At 48.6% G+C, this 21,883-nt stretch carries 29 protein-coding genes and 2 riboswitches; of the genes, 10 read left to right on the top strand and 19 right to left on the bottom strand.

What is annotated here, in order from left to right; genetic code table 11:
* Positions 1-29: 29 nt before the first annotated feature.
* From PT964_RS11760 to PT964_RS11740, 5 genes are all read right to left on the bottom strand, one after another.
* Positions 30-1,484 (bottom strand): SulP family inorganic anion transporter, encoded by a 1,455-nt coding sequence (locus PT964_RS11760; RefSeq protein WP_274363538.1) that lies wholly within the window; start codon positions 1,482-1,484, stop codon positions 30-32.
* 184 nt (positions 1,485-1,668) lie between these two features.
* The gene (locus tag PT964_RS11755; protein WP_274363537.1) at positions 1,669-2,526 is read right to left on the bottom strand and encodes an alpha/beta fold hydrolase; all 858 of its coding nucleotides are present in this window, start codon (positions 2,524-2,526) and stop codon (positions 1,669-1,671) included.
* A 58-nt stretch (positions 2,527-2,584) separates the two neighbouring features.
* The gene (locus PT964_RS11750; RefSeq protein ID WP_425262704.1) at positions 2,585-3,931 is read right to left on the bottom strand and encodes a TrkH family potassium uptake protein; all 1,347 of its coding nucleotides are present in this window, start codon (positions 3,929-3,931) and stop codon (positions 2,585-2,587) included.
* Between the two features lie 48 nt (positions 3,932-3,979).
* Complete coding sequence (locus PT964_RS11745) at positions 3,980-4,636, bottom strand: potassium channel family protein (RefSeq protein ID WP_274363535.1); 657 nt, start codon at positions 4,634-4,636, stop codon at positions 3,980-3,982.
* Positions 4,637-4,786: 150 nt separating this feature from the next.
* Positions 4,787-4,979, bottom strand: a riboswitch (cyclic di-AMP (ydaO/yuaA leader).
* Between the two features lie 74 nt (positions 4,980-5,053).
* The gene (locus PT964_RS11740; RefSeq protein ID WP_337995024.1) at positions 5,054-5,542 is read right to left on the bottom strand and encodes a CBO0543 family protein; all 489 of its coding nucleotides are present in this window, start codon (positions 5,540-5,542) and stop codon (positions 5,054-5,056) included.
* A 169-nt stretch (positions 5,543-5,711) separates the two neighbouring features.
* Here PT964_RS11740 and PT964_RS11735 point away from each other — a divergent pair, with 169 nt between their 5' ends.
* From PT964_RS11735 to PT964_RS11720, 4 genes are read left to right on the top strand one after another with little or no spacing between them, the layout of a single operon-like run.
* Entirely contained in the window at positions 5,712-6,020 is a 309-nt protein-coding gene (locus PT964_RS11735) for an ArsR/SmtB family transcription factor (protein ID WP_274363534.1), read from the top strand.
* Positions 6,021-6,031: 11 nt separating this feature from the next.
* Positions 6,032-7,015: a cation diffusion facilitator family transporter gene (locus PT964_RS11730; RefSeq protein ID WP_274363533.1), complete on the top strand. Its 984-nt coding sequence runs from the start codon at positions 6,032-6,034 to the stop codon at positions 7,013-7,015.
* Positions 7,012-8,217: a chromate transporter gene (locus tag PT964_RS11725; RefSeq protein WP_274363532.1), complete on the top strand. Its 1,206-nt coding sequence runs from the start codon at positions 7,012-7,014 to the stop codon at positions 8,215-8,217. The genes PT964_RS11730 and PT964_RS11725 overlap by 4 nt, the downstream gene beginning before the upstream one ends.
* A 49-nt stretch (positions 8,218-8,266) precedes the next feature.
* Positions 8,267-8,401, top strand: a complete 135-nt coding sequence (locus tag PT964_RS11720; RefSeq protein ID WP_274363531.1) for a hypothetical protein — start codon at positions 8,267-8,269, stop codon at positions 8,399-8,401.
* Positions 8,402-8,469: 68 nt separating this feature from the next.
* On the opposite strand, the gene PT964_RS11715 is transcribed toward PT964_RS11720, so the two are convergent.
* Positions 8,470-8,622 carry a hypothetical protein gene (locus tag PT964_RS11715; RefSeq protein ID WP_274363530.1) on the bottom strand — a complete coding sequence of 51 codons (153 nt, stop codon included), beginning with the start codon at positions 8,620-8,622 and terminating at the stop codon, positions 8,470-8,472.
* A 28-nt stretch (positions 8,623-8,650) separates the two neighbouring features.
* On the bottom strand, positions 8,651-8,980 hold the full coding sequence (locus PT964_RS11710; RefSeq protein WP_274363529.1) for a hypothetical protein: 330 nt from the start codon (positions 8,978-8,980) through the stop codon (positions 8,651-8,653).
* Between the two features lie 259 nt (positions 8,981-9,239).
* On the opposite strand from PT964_RS11710, the gene PT964_RS11705 reads away from it, so the two are divergent.
* On the top strand, positions 9,240-10,592 hold the full coding sequence (locus PT964_RS11705) for an Nramp family divalent metal transporter (protein WP_274363528.1): 1,353 nt from the start codon (positions 9,240-9,242) through the stop codon (positions 10,590-10,592).
* Between the two features lie 66 nt (positions 10,593-10,658).
* On the opposite strand, the gene PT964_RS11700 is transcribed toward PT964_RS11705, so the two are convergent.
* Together PT964_RS11700 and PT964_RS11695 are read right to left on the bottom strand one after the other, a co-directional pair.
* Positions 10,659-11,021 (bottom strand): response regulator, encoded by a 363-nt coding sequence (locus PT964_RS11700; RefSeq protein WP_274363527.1) that lies wholly within the window; start codon positions 11,019-11,021, stop codon positions 10,659-10,661.
* 69 nt (positions 11,022-11,090) lie between these two features.
* A riboswitch (cyclic di-GMP riboswitch) is annotated at positions 11,091-11,177 on the bottom strand.
* Between the two features lie 254 nt (positions 11,178-11,431).
* Positions 11,432-12,280, bottom strand: coding sequence for an ATP-dependent DNA ligase (locus PT964_RS11695; RefSeq protein ID WP_274363526.1), 849 nt, complete (start codon positions 12,278-12,280; stop codon positions 11,432-11,434).
* Between the two features lie 153 nt (positions 12,281-12,433).
* Between PT964_RS11695 and PT964_RS11690 the strand changes: the two genes are divergently transcribed.
* Positions 12,434-12,661 (top strand): alpha/beta-type small acid-soluble spore protein, encoded by a 228-nt coding sequence (locus tag PT964_RS11690; RefSeq protein ID WP_274363525.1) that lies wholly within the window; start codon positions 12,434-12,436, stop codon positions 12,659-12,661.
* A 72-nt stretch (positions 12,662-12,733) separates the two neighbouring features.
* Here the strand turns inward: PT964_RS11690 and PT964_RS11685 are convergent, their stop codons facing one another.
* The 7 genes from PT964_RS11685 to PT964_RS11655 form a co-directional block, all read right to left on the bottom strand.
* Entirely contained in the window at positions 12,734-13,090 is a 357-nt protein-coding gene (locus tag PT964_RS11685) for a hypothetical protein (RefSeq protein ID WP_274363524.1), read from the bottom strand.
* Positions 13,091-13,512: 422 nt separating this feature from the next.
* Positions 13,513-13,905, bottom strand: coding sequence for a hypothetical protein (locus PT964_RS11680; protein WP_274363523.1), 393 nt, complete (start codon positions 13,903-13,905; stop codon positions 13,513-13,515).
* 161 nt (positions 13,906-14,066) lie between these two features.
* Positions 14,067-14,288, bottom strand: coding sequence for a small acid-soluble spore protein Tlp (locus PT964_RS11675; protein ID WP_274363522.1), 222 nt, complete (start codon positions 14,286-14,288; stop codon positions 14,067-14,069).
* 122 nt (positions 14,289-14,410) lie between these two features.
* Complete coding sequence (locus PT964_RS11670) at positions 14,411-14,608, bottom strand: hypothetical protein (RefSeq protein ID WP_274363521.1); 198 nt, start codon at positions 14,606-14,608, stop codon at positions 14,411-14,413.
* A gap of 2 nt (positions 14,609-14,610) precedes the next feature.
* Entirely contained in the window at positions 14,611-14,937 is a 327-nt protein-coding gene (locus tag PT964_RS11665) for a Rieske (2Fe-2S) protein (RefSeq protein ID WP_274363520.1), read from the bottom strand.
* Positions 14,938-15,107: 170 nt separating this feature from the next.
* Entirely contained in the window at positions 15,108-15,575 is a 468-nt protein-coding gene (locus PT964_RS11660) for a DinB family protein (protein ID WP_274363519.1), read from the bottom strand.
* A gap of 190 nt (positions 15,576-15,765) precedes the next feature.
* On the bottom strand, positions 15,766-15,960 hold the full coding sequence (locus tag PT964_RS11655) for a hypothetical protein (protein ID WP_274363518.1): 195 nt from the start codon (positions 15,958-15,960) through the stop codon (positions 15,766-15,768).
* Positions 15,961-16,220: 260 nt separating this feature from the next.
* On the opposite strand from PT964_RS11655, the gene PT964_RS11650 reads away from it, so the two are divergent.
* The 4 genes from PT964_RS11650 to PT964_RS11635 are packed head-to-tail and all read left to right on the top strand — an operon-like array spanning position 16,221 to position 19,709.
* Positions 16,221-17,120 (top strand): metal ABC transporter solute-binding protein, Zn/Mn family, encoded by a 900-nt coding sequence (locus PT964_RS11650; RefSeq protein ID WP_274363555.1) that lies wholly within the window; start codon positions 16,221-16,223, stop codon positions 17,118-17,120.
* 17 nt (positions 17,121-17,137) lie between these two features.
* Entirely contained in the window at positions 17,138-17,899 is a 762-nt protein-coding gene (locus tag PT964_RS11645) for a metal ABC transporter ATP-binding protein (protein ID WP_274363517.1), read from the top strand.
* 5 nt (positions 17,900-17,904) lie between these two features.
* Positions 17,905-18,834, top strand: a complete 930-nt coding sequence (locus tag PT964_RS11640) for a metal ABC transporter permease (protein ID WP_274363516.1) — start codon at positions 17,905-17,907, stop codon at positions 18,832-18,834.
* A gap of 2 nt (positions 18,835-18,836) precedes the next feature.
* The gene (locus tag PT964_RS11635; protein ID WP_425262707.1) at positions 18,837-19,709 is read left to right on the top strand and encodes a metal ABC transporter permease; all 873 of its coding nucleotides are present in this window, start codon (positions 18,837-18,839) and stop codon (positions 19,707-19,709) included.
* Here PT964_RS11635 and PT964_RS11630 read toward each other — a convergent pair.
* From PT964_RS11630 to PT964_RS11620, 3 genes are all read right to left on the bottom strand, one after another.
* Positions 19,706-20,398, bottom strand: a complete 693-nt coding sequence (locus PT964_RS11630) for a thermonuclease family protein (RefSeq protein ID WP_274363514.1) — start codon at positions 20,396-20,398, stop codon at positions 19,706-19,708. The two genes, PT964_RS11635 and PT964_RS11630, sit on opposite strands and share 4 nt — an antisense overlap.
* Positions 20,399-20,439: 41 nt before the next feature.
* Entirely contained in the window at positions 20,440-21,099 is a 660-nt protein-coding gene (locus tag PT964_RS11625; protein WP_274363513.1) for an urease accessory protein UreH domain-containing protein, read from the bottom strand.
* A gap of 178 nt (positions 21,100-21,277) precedes the next feature.
* The gene (locus PT964_RS11620; RefSeq protein ID WP_274363512.1) at positions 21,278-21,712 is read right to left on the bottom strand and encodes a ferritin-like domain-containing protein; all 435 of its coding nucleotides are present in this window, start codon (positions 21,710-21,712) and stop codon (positions 21,278-21,280) included.
* Positions 21,713-21,883 lie beyond the last annotated feature (171 nt).

The raw sequence follows: 21,883 nt of genomic DNA, 5'->3' as shown, positions 1-21,883 counted from the left end.
CCGGAGCCCCGGCCTCTCTTTATTACATTCTAATGCGATGGTGCCGTCAAACCGACCCGCTCGATGAGCAGCTTGCTTTCTTCATTAAGACCCACAATCGAAACGTGTTTGCCTAACGATTCATATTTTAGAACAGCCTTAGCGATTGCAGTTACCGCTGAGTGATCCCACACGTGCGAAGCGCTGAAATTGATTTCAATGGAATCCGGGTCGCCGTTGTAATCAAACAATTCTACAAAGTGCGCCATTGTTGCAAAGAACAACTGGCCCGATACGCCATACACTTTCGTCCCGTTTTCTTTAAACTGGATGCTGCTATTGAGCTTACCGATCTTCCAACCGAAGATAACGGCGCTTAGAATAACCCCCGCAGCGACGCCAAGCGCCAAATTGTGCGTAAACACCACAATGAGTACCGTTGTAACCATGACTAAATAATCGTTTTTCGGCACTTTTCGGATATTCGAAACGGACTTCCAATCAAACGTGCCGATCGATACCATAATCATAACACCGACCAAAGCGGCAATCGGTATGCGGACCACTACATCACTTAGCACAATGATTAAGAACAGCAGGAACAGACCGGCAACAAGAGTGGACAACCGGCCGCGAGCGCCCGATTTCACGTTGATGACCGACTGCCCGATCATCGCGCAGCCGGCCATACCGCCAAAAAAGCCGGTAATAAAGTTCGCAATGCCTTGCCCGCGAATTTCTTTATTTTTATTGCTTTTTGTCTCGGTAAATTCATCGACAATCGTCGCTGTTAACAACGATTCCAAAATACCGACCGCCGCCAATGGAATTGCGTACGGCAAAACGATCATCAACGTTTCCAGCGTAAACGGCACCGCCGGCAAATGGAACATAGGGAGGGTGTTTGAGATATTCCCCATATCCCCGACGGTTTTTGTGTGCAGTCCCGCAAAAATGGAAACCGCAGTCATCACAATGATAGCAACAAGCGCCGAAGGAACGGCTTTCGTGAATCTAGGAAGAATATAAATAATTGCGAGCGTTCCGGCCACAATGGCGTACATAATCCAAGATTCGCCGGCAAAGTGCGGCAGCTGGGCCATAAAGATCAGGATCGCCAACGCATTTACAAAGCCTGTCATGACCGAATGCGGTATAAACGTTATGAATCTGCCTACCTTCAACATGCCTAAGATCACCTGGATGATGCCTGTGACGACGGTGGCGGCAAATAAATACTCCAAGCCGTAATTGGCCACGAGCGACCCCATAAGCAACGCCATGGCCCCTGTCGCCGCTGAGATCATGGCTGGGCGCCCGCCTGCGATCGCAATGATCACAGCGATGCAAAACGAGGCGTACAAGCCGACCATTGGGTTGACACCCGCAATAATCGAGAACGCAATAGCCTCGGGAATGAGCGCAAAAGCAACCGTCATCCCTGCCAATATATCGTTCTTGGGATTGAACAGCCACTCCGTTTTCAGTTTTTGGGCAAAACTCAAATAAACTCCTCTTTTCATTATGAATTTTGGTGACTTTCCACTCTCAGAAAAGTCAAGGTCCGATGGTCAACGGTGTCGATTATAGCATAGTCCCAACCATTGAGGTACCCCCAAAATTATTACCAAGCATAAGAAAAGCCGTATTCCGGAAAAAGTAAAACGCCCCTGCCAAGGGGCGTTCGCTTTAATTGTTATGTCGCGACAAGAACGAAATGAGAGCATGATCGTACTCGGCAGCGTGCTTTCCGATCCATATGAGGTGGCCCCATGAATCAAGAATGCATGTTTCAGATCGGGGTATTAGTGCCTTCGCGTTTTCCGGATGACTTAACGGTACCGAGCTGTCGTATTGGCTGTGCATGATGAGAGTCGGCGCTTGAATGCTCGCCAGCTCCTTCGTATAATCAAGCGTCGTTTGTTCTAAATCAATGAAGAAGCCGGAATACGAGCGCTGGCGATTATTCATTTGCCGAAACGCTTCAACCGATTTGTCGTCAAGCCGTTTTCGAATTTCAGAGTAAGGCAGTTTAGAGAAGGAAGATGCCATCATTCTGAATGTAAATCGGGGTAATACATTATTCATCGTTGCGAGCATTTTCCAAGTTCTTTTTTCGGTTTCGGGCTTAAAAATGCGCCTCGCCAATTTGTATTCTTTATCTTTTGGTGTAAGCCACTGTTTCGTAACTGCGGACTGGAGCGTGAAGCTGGCAATCCGATCGGGAAACATGGAGCAAAACACGATGCCGGTAGGGCCCCCTGCGGATACCGCTACAACATGAACTTTATCGATAGACAGATTATCCAACAGCGAATTGTAAAGACGGCAAGCTTGTCTTATGTCCGTCATCGGGGACGTATCGCCATATCCTGCACGGGAAGGCGTGATGATGGAATAGCCTGAATGAAGCAAAGCTTCGTATCCGAATTCCTCTTGACAGCCGGAATGTCCGCCGTGGAACAGCAAAATAGCTTTTCCCTTTCCGCTAACCGAATATTGTAACGTAACATCTTCAATTTTGAATATACTAACTTCCCGCTGCATAGGGTCGCACCTTTCGAATGTTCTGTTTCTGAAATTTCTTGACACTTCCGTCGAGCACTCAACCAATTAATATTTTTTCTTCAGGATATTGGAAATTCGCCTTGGTTTGTTTTCTATACAATGCAAAGGCGATCGTTATAGGACCTAACCGGCCGATAAACATTAGTAGCATAATGATGAATTTGCCCATAACGCTTAAATGCGGTGTTACCCCCAAACTCAAACCTACCGTCCCGAATGCCGAGACCGCTTCGAAGGCTAAATTCATCAAAGGAATTCCATCTTCCGTTAACTCCAATAAATATACCGCGTTAAATATGAGAACAACTCCGATCATCGAGATCGTCAGAGCCCGTATAATCAGCTCCTGCGGAATTCTTCTTTTTAATATATTGATGTCTTCCTTCTGAGCAATGAAACTCCATACGACTAAAAGAAGAATTAAAAAAGTCGTTATCTTGATTCCTCCCGCAGTTCCTGCCGAAGAACCGCCAATAAACATCAAAGCCATCGTAAGAAGAATGGTATCGCTGTTCAACTGAGATAAATCCAACGTATTAAAACCTGCGGTGCGCGGCACAGTGCCGTGAAAATACGCTGCGAGCATTTTCTCTCCAACCGGCATTGGGCCTAACGTATTGGGATTATGATATTCAGTAAAAAAAATCAGAACCGAGGGCACGACAATCAATACGGCTGTTGTAATCAGCACTAATTTGGTATGAAGCGACCAATTACGGGGTTTACGTTTTTTCGCCACCTCCATAATGACTGTAAATCCAAGCCCCCCCAGGATGTACAGCATGGAAATAACCAAATTTACGGGAACATTCGCAGCATAATTTGTGAGGCTGCTGTAATTCCCCATGAGGTCGAACCCCGCATTGTTAAAAGCGGATATAGAATGGAATAAACCGAAGTAAAGCGCTTTGACCCATCCCATTTCATTAGACCAAACGATCGCTAACAAAGCCGCTCCAATACCTTCGATTATTAACGTAATTAAAAATATAATTTGAACGAGCTTCACCATTCCGGACAATGAAAACTGATTCATCGCGCTTTGCACCAGCAGCCTGTCCGATAAACTAATTCTTTTGCCCAATAGAAGAGCGATCAAAATTCCGAACGTCATAAAACCAAGGCCGCCCAGCTGAATTAGCCCCATCAATACAACCTGTCCAAAAACGGTAAAAGTAGTTCCCGTATCCGTAACGACTAAGCCGGTGACACAAACCGCCGATGTCGCTTCAAACAGAGCGTCTATAAATGAGATTCGACGGTCGGAATAAGTTGATATCGGCAGCAACAAGAGCAGCGTCCCTATTATAATGACAATCAAAAATCCTGTAGCCAATGATTGCGGCGGGCTTAATCGAATTTGATTCCATTTCTTTGATTTCATCCCAAACATGCAGCACCTGATTTCTCAAAATATATAAGCCTTTGTTTGCTAAACGAATTGTTTTTGGAACTTTTCGATTTGCTCAATGGATCCGATGATTACCATTACGTCTTTTTCCTCAACCACATCGTTTGCGGAAGGGGAAATGTTCATCCCATTGCTTTTATGAATTGCGACGACGTTTAACCCAAACTTTGCCCTTATATTTAAATCCTTCAGCGAATAACCTGCTAAACGGGAAGGAACGGATACCTCAGCGAGCGTATAATCTTTAGACAGCTCGATATAATCAAGTAAATTCGGCGACATTAATTGATGCGCCACTCGCGCCCCCATATCTCTTTCCGGATAAATGACCCGGTCAATTCCGATCCGGTCAAGGACCTTCCCATGCACAGAGGACAACGCTTTGGCCACAACCGTCTTCACTCCGAAATCTTTAAGCAAAATCGAGGTCAACACGCTGGCCTGAATATCGCTGCCGATGGCAACAACGGCACAATCGAAATTACGAATGCCCAGCGATTGGAGAACTCCTTCATCCGTCGTATCGGCTACAACACAGTGAGTCAATCGATTGGATAGATCATTTACTACTTCTTCATCCTTGTCGATTCCTAATACTTCGTAACCGTTCTCGGTTAACGTCAGCGCCAAGCTTGAACCAAATCTCCCCAAACCGATAACGACGAATTGTTGTTTCATTGTACGGCTCCCCCCGCTCCCAATAAAGGTATAATGATTTACTTCCTTCACTTGCTTATTTTGGTCTTTTTCATGTCAATTATTGATGAACGCCAAAAAACCACAGAGGCAATGCCCTCCGTGGTCCTAATCGGTCACAAGGTTTAACACTCCTCTCCCCAACGACGCTTACGAGGTTAGCTGTCGGATTCGGGCTGTGAGAGTAGCCCTATCTGATACTTTGAAGTCCCGCAAGTCAAAAAATATCAGAATTCACCCCATATGAAGCCATTCAAGGCCAGGCCAGGAAAGCTTCACTTTGGTTCCCCCGCTTTCCATAACGGAAACTCAGCGAATAAGAATTGATTTCCTTATTTAATTATCATGAAATGAATACTACTCCCTAACGTCGCGGTTGTAAAGACCCTTGCGCATTTATTACCAAGTGTATTTCTTATCGCTTTTTTTGTAAATCCAAACAAAATACAATCTCGAAATCAAAAAGGTCAACAACAACGTGATCCATGTCAAATACCATGACCAATGGACATACTTAATCAAATCCGTATTATGCTCGATAATGACTTCTAATATAGTCATGACTGTGGGGAATCCAAGGATCCAGACTGCCTTCTTCCACTTTTCCCCTTTCGGATAACGCAAGTTAAAGATGACGCACAAGGACGGATAAATGAAATATTCAAATGAAAAGCTCGTTGCATCGGCTTTGACAAATTCGCGTACAGGGTATTTTATAAGTCCCCACTCTACAACCAGGAGCCCGAAACTCCATGTTATCGTTTGTTTGAAGAAAAACATCACCGATGCCTCGCGGAGTTTATCCTTGGGCACTGTGAAGATGAGCAACAAGGCAGTAATAATATTAACGATTATAAGGATCATGCGGTTTGTTACAATTTCCGACAAATGAGCCCGCCCACCTTTGCCACGTACATATATTTAGTTTATTTTTCACGAAATTAAAAATATCATGCCATAAAATATGGTTACCTAATGTTGACAATAACACGGCAATATCATAATATACATATGAACAAGTGCTCATATGAATGAATTTGAAATGGAGATAAGTATAATGAGAAAAAGCGAACACGCCTTCTTGGCTCCCGAAGCGGTACAGAATGCAACGCTCATACTAAAGGCGCTCGCCGACCCCTCACGTCTTAGATTGCTTTATTTGTTATCGCAGGAAGAATGCTCGGTAGGCCATATCGCGGAAATTTTAGAAATGTCGCAATCGGCCGTTTCTCATCAACTCAGCATGCTTCGTAACCTCAGGCTTGTAAAATATCGCAGAGAAGGGAAAGCCTTGTTTTATTCTTGCGACGATGAGCACGTGATCTCTCTGCTGCATCAGGTCATCGACCACGCAAAACACCATTAGGGGGAATTTCGATGCATCACCATCATGGACATGGACATTCGCACGACCACGCACACGGGCACAGTCATGGACATCACCATGGACACGGACGCGAAGGAAATAAGAAAGGGTTAACGATTGCATTATTCATCACAGCGGGCATCATGCTTATAGAGTTTTTTGGGGGATTGATCACCAACAGCTTGGCCCTTCTGTCTGACTCGGGACATATGCTCAGCGACGTCAGCGCTTTATTTTTAAGCCTTGCGGCCATGTGGTTCGCCGCCAGACCGGCATCGCCGAATAAAACCTACGGCTTTTACCGCTTTGAAATACTCGCCGCATTATTTAATGGAATTGCACTTTTTGCCATTGCAGGCGTGATCACCTGGGAAGCCGTACGGCGATTTACGAGTCCGCCTGAAGTCGCCGGCGGCTCCATGATGCTGATCGCATTCATCGGTTTGCTGGCAAACCTGGTCAGCGCTTGGGTACTCATGCGACAAGGCGACGTGAAAAACAACGTAAATTTGCGCAGCGCCTATCTTCATATTCTCGGAGATGCATTAGGCTCGGTCGGCGCGATTGCGGCAGGTCTTTTGATGTGGCTGTTCGGATGGTATGTCGCAGACCCGATCATCTCCGTTCTGGTTGCGCTGTTAATTCTTAAGGGAGCTTGGGGAGTCATTAAACATACGGTCCACATCTTGATGGAAGGCACGCCGATTACGATCGACAGGGACAAGGTGAAGCAAGAACTGGAAAGCATTGATGGAGTAAGGGACGTTCATGATCTGCACATTTGGACCATCACATCGGGACTTGATTCGCTCAGCTGCCATTTGCTGATTGAAGAAGGGAAGGACAGCCAAAAAATATTGCAGCAAGCGGTCCATATTGTTGAGGAGCATTTTCAAATCCCGCACACAACAATTCAAATTGAAACCACGAACATTCACAGCGGGGATTTGTGCAGCTTCAATCCTAATAACACAGACAATGGGAGGCAGCCATGAAAAGCAAACAAAGCGTGGGAGAGGACCGTTCCCGACTGAAACGCCTATTGGAGGTATTAGGCGTATCCGCGAAACTCGGGTTAACTTCATTCGGAGGACCGATCGCCCACTTGGGCTATTTTCATGACGAATATATCAGACGGCGGAAATGGATGGATGAAAGAAGTTATTCGGATATAGTGGCTCTTTGTCAGTTTTTGCCTGGCCCCGCCAGCAGCCAAGTGGGCATCGGCATTGGCATTATGCGTGCAGGTTTGCTGGGTGGCCTTCTGGCATTTATCGGATTCACGCTGCCTTCCGTCATCGTATTGGTGCTATTTGCGATGTTGGTACAAGGTTTTGACGCAGCTCATACGGGATGGATTCATGGACTTAAAGTAATCGCCGTAGCCATCGTGGCGCACGCCATCTGGGGGATGGGGCAAAAATTGACCCCGGATCGCAATCGGATTACGATTGCGATCGTCTCAGCGGGGATCGCATTGCTATGGCAAACGGCGGTAAGTCAAGTCGCGATTATTATCGCGGCCGGATTGCTTGGGCTCGTTTTGTACAAAGAAAAAAAATCCGACGACGTGCCGCAAATGAACGTCCCCATTCCTCGTTACATAGCTGTGATCAGCCTTGTTCTTTTCTTTGCTTTGCTGATGCTGCTCCCTGTAGCGAAAGGACTCGCACCGAGCGGATGGCTCTCCCTCTTCGATAGCTTTTACCGTTCCGGCTCGCTTGTTTTCGGCGGAGGACACGTCGTATTACCGCTCCTTGAAAGGGAGCTTGTTCCTGCGGGGTGGGTCTCCGAGGCGGAGTTTTTGGCCGGGTATGGGGCGACTCAAGCCGTTCCCGGTCCGATGTTTACGTTCGCTGCATATCTAGGAGCGGTAATCAATGGATGGGCGGGCGCGTTGATTGCGACGGCCGGTATTTTTTTGCCTGCTTTTCTTCTCGTCATCGGCACGTTGCCGTTCTGGAACAAGCTCCGACGTCTTCCGAAGGTTCAAGGCGCTTTTGTTGGAATTAACGCTGCAGTGGTGGGCATTCTTCTTGCCGCATGGTATGACCCGATCTGGACAAGTTCGATTGTTTCTCCGGCCGATTTTGTATTAGCCTCCGTATTATTTATCGCGCTGGCGTTTTGGAAACTGCCGCCGTGGATCGTAGTGCTCTTGGGAGCGTTGGGCGGAACATTGACAACTTTGTTATAAATGGAATTTTTGGATAAAATAAACGCGAACAATTACTAGGAGGAACTGCATGACAACGGGTCAGGAAGAAAATAAATCCGAATCGAGCGAAAAACGGAACAAAGAAAAAAGCGCCGATGCAAATAAAGAAAATCCGGTTGAGAAACTGGAAGAAGACTTTTCAAAGGATGTATTGATATTTTGATCCACTGCATATGCAGCAATAAAGCCCCTTCTCAGGGGCTTTCGATTTTTAAAATTATGTCCAAATCGTTATTTTAAGATCATAAAAGCTGCTGTGAGCACCGCAGCCGTAAATACTACAAAAATCAATACGCCGCGCAGCTCCCTAAACACCTTCCCTCGAAGCTCTTCCCGAGAATCATGTACTAGCGGCTTCAAGGTCTTCTTCGCCTGTTCTTTCACGAGCAATCCCTCCAAGAATTTTTTATCCTCACATTCTTGGAGAACGATCCACGAAAATCGATGTGAATTTAATCGGCCGCAGCAGCCGGTGCTTTAACAAGATATGAAACCTGGACAACCAATAAGCCGAAAAAACAACTAAGAAAAGCAAATTGAGCGTGACGGCCGTTTTATCGAATACGTAGTAAATGAGCTGCTTTACAGGCTGAACCGCATGCAATTGGGAACCGTTGGTATGAAATGAAACAAGTCCTTTATCGGCGCTTGTCGTGATTTGTTCGTCCGGTTGCTGCAGTAATATTTCATCGTCGTGCAGCGGCGTATGAAGGAAAAACAAAGAGAAAGCAACGGCAACCAACAGCCACCTTCTGAATCTGCTCGTGATCAGATGAATCCTTCCTCCTTTTTCGCCGTTTGGTTTAGTATATCATGATTGAGAAAGTTATGAAGCACGCGCCGTCCCAAAAGTTGCCCAAGGACAAAAAAATGTTGCAAGGGCAAAACAACTTTGTTATGCTCATGCATATAATATTTCTAAAGTCTTCAAACCTTTTTTTTACCGTAAAAGTTGCCCTTATACAAAATATTTGGACAGTACCAATAATGAGGTGATGATAATGAGCGAGAACGTAGAAAAACTGCCGATTCCCGCTGAAGAAGGCTGGCGACAAGCACGAACGCAGGCAAGCTTGCCTGAAGTATACAGAAGCCTTCGGATTCCCAAAACAGGCTCTTGGTTCAAGAAATTTCTTGCCTTTGCCGGACCCGGATATATGGTTGCGGTCGGCTATATGGACCCGGGAAACTGGGCTACCGATATCGCAGGAGGTTCTCTTTTCGGGTATAGCTTGCTCTCGGTTATTTTTCTCTCCAATGTAATGGCGATTCTTCTGCAAGCATTAGCCGGAAAGCTCGGCATCGTGACGGGAAGGGATTTGGCTCAAGCTTGCCGCGACCATTACAGCAAGCCCGTTGCCATGGTGCTATGGGTGCTCTGCGAATTGGCGATTGCGGCATGCGATTTGGCGGAGGTGATCGGCGCGGCGATCGCTTTGAATCTGCTTTTCGGCATTCCCCTAATTTACGGCGTCATTATTACCGCTTTGGACGTCCTTATCGTCTTGCTCTTGCAGAACAAAGGATTTCGATGGATCGAAAGTTTGGTTATCGTGCTCATCGTCACAATCGGCGCATGCTTCGCAACGGACATTTTCCTCTCGAAGCCGGATTTCGGCGGGATTATGCAAGGCTTTGTTCCGAGCACGGAAATCGTAAGCAATCCTACGATGCTGTACATTGCCATCGGTATACTCGGAGCGACGGTCATGCCTCACAATCTGTATCTGCATTCTTCCATTGTGCAAACCCGTCGTTTTGAACAAACGAGCTTGGGCAAACGCCAAGCGATCAAATATGCGACATGGGACTCGTCGATCGCTTTATTTTTCGCGTTGTTCATTAATGCGTCCATTCTGATCGTTTCCGCGGCCACTTTTCATCGTGCGGGGTTGACGGAGGTGGCGGAAATCGGCGAAGCGTATCATTTGTTAACGCCGCTGCTTGGAACGGCTCTCGGGAGCATTTTATTCGGAGTCGCGCTCCTGGCGTCAGGCCAAAACTCTACTTTAACCGGAACGCTAGCCGGTCAAATTGTGATGGAGGGCTTCTTGAACATACGGCTCGCCCCTTGGCTCCGCCGCTTGATCACCCGGCTCATTGCCATCGTGCCTGCGGTTATTGTTACGGCGATCTCGGGGGAAAGCGGGACGGCGCAGCTGCTGATTCTCAGTCAAGTCATTCTGTCTTTACAGCTGTCGTTTGCGGTAGTGCCGCTAGTCCAATTTACCGGGGACAAAAAGAAAATGGGGGAGTTTGTCAATCCTCCGTGGCTTAAAGCGCTTGCTTGGATTGTGACCTCCGTGATTATCGGATTAAACGCCTATCTTTTATTTCGAACATTGCTCGGTTAGAAAAAGCGACAACCGCCTCCGATGCAGAGGCGGTTTTTATTTATGTATTGCCGTTCCGGGGCAAAGTCATGAAGCCATATACTTATCATTAATTTCTATCAATCTTTCTTTACCGAAAGGCTTTACCAAAAAATCGTTCGCCCCGTAGGATAAAGCTTCCCTAATGAAGGATTGCTGTCCCATGGAAGAAACCATAATGATATGAACCGTTTGATCAAATTTTCTGATTTCCTTCACCGCAGCAATTCCGTCCATATCCGGCATGTTAATATCCAATGTAATTAAATCGGGCTGGCACTTGCGGCACAATTCAATCGCGTCGAATCCATTGGAAGCTTCCGCGACCGCTTCATGCCCCAGCTCGCCAAACATATTTTTTAAATACATCCGCATAAAAGCGGAATCGTCTACAATCATTACCCGTTTCATGAATAATCCTCCGCAATAAAAAAAACTCCCTGCCGAAGGGAGTGTTTGTAAGGTGTACAAAAATCCTCTTTCGGTAGCTGGCGAGCATGGTGGATGAACACTTTAGCCCCTTTAGCTTTGCGTCACTGATTTTCATCAGCTTTGCCGTTATCGTGAGTTATGTCGATTCGTGAAATATTTTATCACATTGGGTCGAAAGTTGGTAGGACTTTTGCTTTATTGCCGCGGTCATATTTTGTTCAAAAAAGGAAATAATTGATAAGCGAATTGTAACACATCTGACTTTTTATTTTCAGCTTCCTTTAAGGAACGCACGTTACTATAAGTACATCCCCTTTTTCATTCATATAGATGAAAACCCACAGCAATGAAGCTGTGGGTTTTCCCTTCTTAAAAAGCCGTCCGCCGGTTTATGAAACAAACTTCATAAAACTCGGCGAGCGAAGCAGTCCCTTTTTCGTATAGCACTGAAACTTCACGCGGCAGCGGATCAGCGGCTTCACGAACACGAAATGCTTGTCCTCGCTCGTTTTTATTTTAGGCGCTATCGCCGCAAACGCATGGCGTGCCGCAAGCGGCGTAAGCTCCATAACGCCGAGATATCTTCCGTCCAATTGCAATAGCCAGCCGAACTTTCCGCCTTTGCGAATCCCCGCAATCTGCACCGTTTCATACAAGTAATTTTTCGTTTTGACCCATGCGGCGCTCCGCGTATCCATTTGATACACGCTATGCTTCTTTTTGCTGACAATCCCTTCAAGGCCCATCGTTTTGACAGCCTCAAACAACGACTCGCCGTCATCACTGCTTCGGCACACGCTCATCGCTTCCGAGGAAGCCGCGACATCCTGCAGCAGGCTCAGCCGCTTTTCAATGGGCAGCTTCGTTACGTCTTTGCCGTTTAAATAAAGAATGTCGAAGGCAACGAAATGAGCCGGCATCTTATTCGCCAAACGATTTATCGACTTTTTGGCTGAAAAGCGCTCCATCAATGAATCGAAGCAAGGCTTGCCGTCCGCGCCCATGACGATCATTTCGCCGTCCAAAATAACGTTGTCGGCACCGATTGCCGCACCGGCCGCTACTTCGGGATACTGTGCGGTGCAGTGGGTTCCTTGTCTTGTGAACATGCTTATGTTCTCGCCCTCTTTATGTAACAGAGTACGATGCCCGTCAAATTTAAGCTGATACATGTACTGGCCGGCAGGAACCGTCGGGGAGGAATAAAGCAGCATCGGCTTTAGCGGTTCATGTAGCATATAAATCCCTCCAACAATCACCATAACACGATAGGGCAAAGTTCACATTATGGAGATGCTGGCAACGCAAAAAATTCCGCCGGTCGTGGAAATGAAAGTGCATAATAAAAACGGCTGCGGAAAATAATAGGTTTACATAAGGAGGTGACACCAATGGCACAGGGTCAATCCAGAAGCTCCAATGTTCTTGTAGTACCGCAAGCGGCACAAGCGATGGAGCAATTAAAATTTGAGATCGCGCGGGAATTGGGAATACAAATTCCGGAAGACGGTTATTACGGTTACATGGCTACCCGCGATACAGGCGCAATCGGAGGCCATATGGTACGCCGCATGGTGGAGATTGCGGAGCAAACGTTGGCGGGCCGGGCAGGTCGATAAGCACACAGTATTCTTCCTAAATATAGATGAAGGAAACGGGGAACCCGCTTCAGGGTTCCCCGTTTCGATGTATTATACGGTTCTTTTTTTCTTTGCTCGAGGCTTGTATGCGGATGCGCCGACGACAGTGCCCGCGCCTGCGCCTGCCTCGGCTCCCGCGCCTGCGCCTAATCCCGCTCCTAACCCTGCGCCTGCGCCGGCCCCCGTACCTGTTCCTGTGCCGGCCCCCGTACCTATTCCTGTGCCTATTCCTGTCCCAGCCCCCGCACCGGCCCCTTCGCCGGGATCGTCATTGGGCAATACTTTCCCTTCCGGACCGTAAGCAACCGGCTGATTCGGAATTACGCCAAAAGGAGCAAGAAACGGATCTACGCCATAAAAGCCGTAACCGAAGCCCTTTGTTTTGGCTTTGGCATATTTCTTTTTCAAGCTGCTTTCCTCCTTTGCATCGTGATAAAACAATCTATTCAAATCCGATTCGGACCGTTTGGACATTCCTCACAAAAAAAGGAAAAGAAAGGCTTAAAATGCGGCTTTCCTAAACATGCTCGAACCTTTTTTACTTTGCGGAATATAGTAATCATGTGAAATCAACGGATCGGTTACCGTCATTTCACATCCATTGCACAAGCAGCAGGGAAGCGAGGCGAACGCATCCCTGCTGCGATTTGTTTTTACGAGTTAGCCGGCCGATAGTAGATTTGCGGAAATATGAGAGAATCCTAATGTTACGCAGGAGCAAAGAATTGCCGGACATGCAGAAAAGCCGCGCAAAATGCGCGGCTTTTCCCCGATAAAGGAGTGACCATGGCGAAAGCAGGAGGTTGGTGTTGGGTTGGGCTTTCTTCTATTTAGCCGTCGGCGGATACGGCATTTACTTGCCTGAAGCTCACAAATACAATCGATCCGGGAATAAAGCCCGAAGTCAAAGGATTGGTTACCGTCATTTCAAATCCATTGCCGTCAACACTGATGACGCGCCCGCGGAATCGGGCGGTCTCCAGGCTGACCGTTACAATCGTGCTCGCGAGCGCCCAGCCGAACAGACGCTGCTGCAGCGAAGGGCCAACAAACGGTTCTTTTGTAACCGCGCCGAAAGTGTTGGAGCCGGTGAACCGGCCGAATGAGGCGCCGCCGTTGCCGCCGCATCCTCCTTTAATTTTAACTTTGCCTTTTACTCTAATTCGTTTCAGAGCTTTACGGACGATGCTGGCGTAGTTTTTCACTCGAACTACTCTAGCCATTTTCATTCCCCTCCTTTTCTATTTGATGGTACATTCTATGAAATAAAGGAATACCGCGTTTGGACAAAATCCTTAGTAGGTTTGCTGAATTTGCGAGAGTTACGGAAAGCTTCGAATATAAAAAAAGCCATGCACGACGCATGGCTTTCCCTATCTTTTTTTTATTGCTCCACCCGGCGCTCTTCCTCGATTTCCCCTTCCAGCCTCTCAATGTCCGCGCGGCGCCGTTCGTTCTTTGCGCGAATAGCCGCCGATTGTTGGGGAGACAGCTCCTCCGCGTGCTCCTGCAAATATTCCTGCGCTTCGTTCAAGTTCTCCATCGTGTGTTTGACGCTTTTCTTTAGTCTGTCAACGTTTTCGCTGCGGCTGTCGGGCCTTGCCATAACTAACGTCTCCTTTTTGCGGAAATGAAGTATCTTGAAAAGAATTCCACAAAGCGCCGCTTTTTATGCAGCCCCCGACTTCGGGCCATCGCATGGCCGATCCTATTGCAGCGGCGAATCCATCAAATGCCCAACCGCTGAAACTCCTTCTCAAGCCTGAGAATCCATTCATCCATCGTGATCCCTTCCGGACAATCGGTTGACGGCTTACGGTGCCAATCGTCCGCCGGCAATTTCCCCTGCCCGATACTCAGCTTCAATTGGACCAAATCTTCCAGATCCAGATCCTCCAAGTCTTTAAACCATAACTTATCGTCCATCGTCATTTCACCTCGGGAGATCCGTCAATATCAATCCATATTTCATCATTTCGTATTTCCACGGAATAGGTCGGCAAAGGTGTGTAGCAAGGCCCTGCGGTCGGAGCTCCCGTCTTTACATCAAATTTGCCTCCGTGTCTCGGACAAGAGACGATCTCTCCGTCCAGCGAGCCGTCCGTTAAGTATTGTTTTCTATGGGTACACAGGTTAGAAGTAACATAATATCCATCTTCTACATGGAACAAAGCAAGGCATTCTTCGTTAAAAACGATTTGTTTCATTTCCCCCGCAGCGATGTCACGAGTGTTCGCGATTTGCACCCAAGCCATGTAAACACCCTTTCCGGTGCATAATCCGCTCAAATTGCGCCGAGCCTCTCTTTTCCATTAACATCCGCAGCTCGAACCGTTTCTATCCCAGACCAATGCTCATCGATACCATGCAACAAAAAAACTGCCTCAAACCCGAGGCGATTTCTACCTGTTTCATCATTGGTACATCATTGGCGTTTGCGATACGATTCCTTCACCCGTTCGATTTGTGCAAGATGTCCGCGAATGTGCTCAACGCGGTATTCCAGCAATTGCTTGAAGGTGAACCGCCCGGCATCGGCATACACTCCGACTCTCTCGCATTGCTCAGGGGTCAAGCGCTCCAGCAGGGGCAGCATGGCGGACCGCAGCAGCTTAAACAGAACAAGATGTTGCTCGCGATCCAAATGCTCATATTGCAAGGTGTCCGTCCATGCATTCTGGTTAAACGATGTAAGAAGCGGCTCCTCTTCCGTTAACACTTTTTTCAGCCTATGGGTCGATACGAGCTCCGCATCCGCCACATGGATAACAATTTGATGAATGCTCCATTGATCCGGTGCGGGCTTAAATCGAAGCTCCTCCTCCGACAAGCCTTCGACGGCTTCGCGAAGCTGCTCGTATCCGCGGGCGTACTCATCTATCAGTGCCTTCACACCAGCTTCCCCCCTTGACTGATTAATAGATTGATGTCATCTTAGACTACTATTTGCACTTCGTATGATTGGAGTATATCAGTAAATCTTCATAAATTGTCAATGGGGGAAACATCCCGGCGCTGCTGTCATTCGCGGCCAAACAAAGAGGCACCCGTCGCGTTCGCGGGTGCCCCTTTTGTTTGGCCTTTTATTCGTTTTGTTCGCTTTCCCGGTTATCTCGGTTCATTACGTTATTCGACACGTTTTGTACCGCATTCCGGGTTGCATCCGCAGCGTTAGCCATGGCGTTTTGCACTGCATCCGCCGCATTTTCCAGGCCGTTTCGTGCAGCATCGGCTGCGTTCTCTAGCGCATTGTCCCGGTTTTCGTTCTGTTCGGACATCGGTACACCTCCATTCATGAATGAATAAGGATTATGCTTCCAAACCCAGTCGGGTATTATGCATGGACCATCATAAAATTTTACATAAATATTGCACTAAGGAAAAACTTTTGTATATACTCTATAGTGTATCACTAGAGAAACATAGTTCACCTTGTTCAAAAGTTTGTCCTGCATAAAACATTGGAAGGAGTGTGAATACGGTGAAAATGAACCGCGGAGCTTTAACCAAAATTACGACTACGGCGATCGTACTCGTTATGGCCGTCGTGATGAGTGCATGCGGGAGGCAGGAAGCGTCGACAGGGGTATCCGCCGGCGGGAAAGTGAAAGCAACCGCAACGATCGGCATGATCACGGACCTTGTGAGGAACGTAGGCGGAGAGCATGTGGAGGTATCGGGCATTATGAAGGCGGGCGTCGATCCGCATCTGTATAAGGCTTCCGAAGGGGATATTCACAAGCTGGATACAGCGGACATTATCTTTTATAACGGTCTGCATTTGGAAGGGAAAATGGTTGAAATCTTAGAAAAGATGGCGAAAGACAAACCGACCGTTGCCGTTTCGAAAAATATCCCGCCTTCCAGGCTGCTGGCCGGAGACCCTGAACAAGGAACCGGCCATGATCCGCACATCTGGTTTAATGTTCAGCATTGGATGAGCGCTGTGGAGACGATTCGCGACGAGCTGGTCAAACTCGATCCGAGCCATGCGGACACCTACAAGAACAATGCGGAGCAATACTTGAAGAAGCTCAAGGAGCTTGACGCATATACCAAGGAACAGATCGCTTCCATTCCGGCGGGGCAGCGGGTGCTTGTTACAGCGCACGACGCCTTCGGATATTTCGGAGAAGCTTATTCCATCAAAGTTATGGGATTGCAGGGCATCAGCACCGCTTCGGAAGCGGGGACGAAGGATGTAACGGAGCTGCGGGATTACTTGGTGGATAACAAAATCAAAGCTGTGTTTATCGAATCGAGCGTGCCTCGCAAAGCGATCGACGCCGTCATCCAAGGCGCCAAGGAAAAGGGGCATACCATTGTGATCGGCGGGGAGCTGTTTTCCGACGCAATGGGCGAGGAAGGCACGGAGGAAGGGACTTATATCGGCATGGTGCGGCATAACGTCGACACCATCGTGAAAGCTCTGAAATAAGGGAGGGGAAGAACGCGATGAAGAGCTCACCGTTGGCAGTCAGCGACATGTCTGTCGCATATCAGAAAAAACCGGTGCTTCGCGGCATATCGTTCGAGGTTCCGGAAGGAAGGCTGATCGGAATCGTCGGTCCGAACGGAGCGGGCAAATCCACTCTTATTAAAGCTTCGCTAGGCTTGATTCCCCGTTTGACCGGAGACGTGACGATCTACGGCAAGCCGTATAAAGAGCAAAGGATGCTCGTCGGCTACGTGCCGCAGCGGGAATCGGTCGATTGGGACTTTCCGACGAACGCCCTCGATGTCGTCATGATGGGACGATACGGGCATTTGGGTTGGTTTAAACGTCCCGGCTCGGAGGAAAAGAGGATCGCGCTCGACTCCTTAGCCAAGGTCGGGATGAGCGATTATGCCGGCCGGCAAATAAGCCAGCTCTCCGGCGGGCAGCAGCAGCGGATTTTTTTGGCGAGGGCGCTGGCTCAGGACGCACAGCTGTACTTTATGGATGAACCTTTCGTCGGCGTCGACGCCGCGACCGAAAAAGCGATAATTACGCTCCTGAACGAGTTGAAGCGGCAGGGCAAGACGGTTCTTGTCGTGCACCACGATTTGGCAACCGTCAAAGAGTACTTCGACTGGGTCATGCTGCTTAACGTAAACTTGGTGGAGTTCGGCCCGGCCGAGGAAGTGTTTACCGCCCGCAATTTACAGCGGACGTACGGCGGAAAGCTGGCCATATTGGACCGCGATGACCAACCCCTGATAATTTCAAAGAGGTGATGGAATTGAACGGCTTGCTCGAGGTGTTTACCGATCCGAACACGCAATGGATATTACTCGGGTGCATGCTGCTCGGCTTAGGCAGCGGCATCATCGGCAGCTTCGCCTATCTGAGAAAGCAGTCGCTCATGGGCGATGCGCTGGCTCATGCGGCATTGCCTGGCGTATGCATCGCCTTCATGCTGACGGGGTCGAAGTCGATCTTCGGCTTTATGGCCGGTGCGGCGGCGGCCGGCATTGCGGCCACACTCGCTATCGGCTTCATGACGCGGTACACGCGAATTAAACAGGACTCGGCGATCGCTGCGGTATTATCCGTATTTTTCGGCTTCGGCATTATGCTGCTGACGGAAATTCAGCACAGCGGCAGCGGCAACCAAAGCGGGCTGGACAAATTTTTGTTCGGCCAGGCGGCTACGATGGTGCAGACCGACGTTTATACGATGACCGTCATTTCGGCGCTGCTGATCGTCGTATGTACGCTTTTGTTCAAAGAATTCAAGCTGGTCAGCTTCGATCCCGGCTTTGCCAAAGGGCTCGGCTTTCGGGTGCCGCTTCTGGAGCAAATCATCATGCTGCTGATCGTTGTGGCCGTAGTAGTAGGGATTCAGGCGGTAGGCGTCGTCCTGATGGCGTCGCTGCTCATTACTCCGGCGGTATCGGCTCGATACTGGACGGAAAAGCTCGGGGTTATGGTTTGTTTGTCCGGTGCGATCGGTGCCGTTTCCGGCTTTGTCGGCACATTCATCAGCACGCAAGGCGCGAATTTGCCAACGGGGCCGCTCAGCGTCCTGTGCGCAACGGGTTTATTCGTCGTATCCGTCGTATTTGCGCCGCGGAGGGGGCTTCTGGCGAAGCTGCTGACACGGCTCGCGGTCAAGCGACGGGTGCTCATTGAAAGCTCAGTCGGAGCAAGGAAGGAGGAGACGGCGTGAACATGTTATTCGTCATATTGACCGGCATATTGGTCGCAAGCGCGTGCAGCATAGTCGGCTGCTTCCTCGTCCTGCGCAAAATGGCGATGATCGGCGACGCCATCAGCCATTCGGTGCTGCCCGGCATCGTCATCGCTTTCTTAATGAGCGGCTCGCGCGATTCCGTTGCCATGATGCTCGGAGCGGCCGTACTGGGACTTCTTACAGTATTTCTTATCCAACTGTTTCACCAAAGCGGCGTGCAATCCGACGCCTCGATCGGGGTCGTATTTACGGCTTTGTTCGCAGTAGGCATTCTGCTGGTCAGCTTATTCGCACGTCATATTGATCTCGATCTGGACTGCGTTCTATACGGGGAAATCGCATACGTGCCCTGGAATACGATCGAGCTGCTCGGGGCGGATATCGGCCCGAAGGCGATTTGGCTCGTCGGATCGGCGCTGGCGCTTAACGTCGTCGTCATCGGCTTATTCTACAAGCAATTCAAGGTTTGCTCCTTCGACCCCGGGCTCGCAGCCGCCGTGGGCATACCGGTAGCGACGTTCCACTACTTGTTGATGGGGCTCGTCTCGGTAACGACGGTTGCTTCCTTCGAAAGCGTCGGCGCCATTCTCGTGGTCGGAATGCTCGTCGTCCCGCCTCTAACGGCATATTTACTTACGGAGAAGCTAGGCCGAATGATCGCGTACAGTGTGTTGATCGGCTCGGTCAGCGCGGTGGCGGGCTACTTTCTGGCTAGATGGCTGGACGCCTCCATCGCGGCAAGCATGATAACGGTAGCCGGAGCGTTTCTCGTATTGGCGCTTTTGTTTTCGCCTACCCACGGAATCGCAGCGAGGAAATTAAGGCAAAGACGCGACATTTATTCATTTTAGTTTTTAGCTTTCCTATATCCTGCAGCAACAGCTTCTTCTTCGGTGCAGAACATTTCTTCGGCGATCGTTCTTTCATAACTGCGACCGCCGGGGACATGATAAATTTTTTCTTTTTTGGAATTAATGTTCCCTTTAATTTGCGGTTCGGCACACTTATCGGGATTTGAGATATTTTCGTCCGATTTACCCCATAAGCCTTTATTTTTTTCTCGCGCCTCGCGTTCAAGCTCAACAAATTTTTTCGAAAACAGTACATTGGGCGGCACTGTCATTGTGTTTGCGTACCCCTCGATTAGAAGAGCTTCGTTGAACATGACGCTATCATTCTCTATGAAGACGTACCGCAACAATCTTCCGTATTTATCTTTGTCTCCGGCATCTTGAAACATGTACACCTTTTTGCCGGTCAATCGGTCCCGACTGTAATGACTCGCTTCTTTACCGAAGAATTCTACCTTTCGCGTGCTTTCGGGGCTGTTTACACCGATCAGTCTAACTTTTAATCCGGCGTCCGTTTCGAATGTATCGCCGTCGACGGTCCGCTTAACAATCGCAATTTCGTACTTATGATTTACTAATTCATGATAATTGCCGTAAATTTGCGATAAAAAAGCATTTGCGTCATTACTCTGATTTACGGATGAGGAACAGCCCGCGATGATCGTTAATACAACCAAACCAATAAACATGTAGTGTCTCATAGTTGCTCCTATCGCAAATTAACGCGGCGCTACTGCATCCAAAGCCGGAACAAGCCTTCCGTAACGCCTAAGTTGTACATATAAAATAATCCGAAGGCGACGCTGATCCACCCTGCGGCTTGCGACAACCTTTGATTCAACGCCGCATGCTTGGCGCTGAGCGCAAACGGAATGCCGATGACCGTCGTGCAGGCAAGCATTCCGGTTACGGTGCCGGCGCCGAAAATCAGAATATAAATGACGCCCTCCCATACGGTGCTTACGGACGACATGGCAAGTATGACCATAGCCGCACTTCCCGCAAGGCCGTGGACGAACCCGATCAAGACGGATTTTATATAAGACGAATCTTTGCGAACCCGATCGCTCACATGACTGTGAGGCCGGATCGTTTTATATGTAAAAAGGCTGACGGTCCCGAGATACACCAGCATGATGCCTACTAAAAATTCCAAGGACATCGCCCACATCCGGGGAATTTCGTCCTTCATCAACAGCAGCACAATGCCCGCGACCAATAAAGTGGCCGTATGACCCGCTCCCCAAAATACGCCCGATAGGGATGAGCGCCATATATTTTTACTCTTGCTTGCGATCGTGGATACCGCAATCACATGGTCCGGTTCAACGGCGTGTTTGATTCCAAGCACGAAACCGAATACCAATACCGATAAAAAGCTCCCCTCCAAAAAAGCGCCTCCTTTAAAGTCATGTTATAATCTGTTGCCCGGGAATAACAAACAAATTATAACACGATTTGCGGCGCATGAACTTCAGAAATCACAATAGTAACCGACGGGCTTATGAAAACAGTGCAAAAAACAGCAGATATGAAAAAAAACGCCCTCAACAGGCGATTTTTTCCGATTATCCGGCTGTCAAGAAATAAAGGAACCAAACCCCGTGATTCTGCTCATCTGCCGCCGCACGCTTGAAGCTTTCCTTCATGTGCGGGCTTGCCGCATGCTCCGCAATATCCAAGTAACGGTCGACCGTCTCTTGTTCGTCCCGAAAAGCGGCGCGAAGACCCGCGCGATATTCATTCGGACACGGCTCGGTAATTTGGGGTATCGGCTGCCTCCCGGTCAACTGCATATAAATTTGCGTAAAGGTTCGGTAATGCCGAATCTCGTCGTTGCGAATCTCAAGAATCCGGTATCTTTCTTCTTGGCCCGGTGCCAGCTTAGCCAGCTGCTCGTAACAGGCTATGGCGGAATATTCGCCGTTAATCGCTTTGGCGACGTCGTTGATTAAGACCGTGTCCCCTGCCTGGCGGAACGTGTATTCCAAAGGAAAGTACATGGTAATAAACGATTCTCCCCTCTATCAGCTATCTTTTCATTATCATATGGCCCTCTATGGGCGTTCGTATGTTGTCCGGAAGCAAAAAAATAGGCGCAGAAGTATGCCTATGGCATACTCCGCGCCTATTTTCCCATGTCCGTATTATGTGTTGCGTAATATTACGTTTAT

Source organism: Paenibacillus thermotolerans, assembly GCF_028745515.1.
GTDB classification, from domain to species: domain Bacteria; phylum Bacillota; class Bacilli; order Paenibacillales; family YIM-B00363; genus Paenibacillus_AE; species Paenibacillus_AE thermotolerans.
This window is presented reverse-complemented; position numbering and strand designations above follow the sequence as displayed.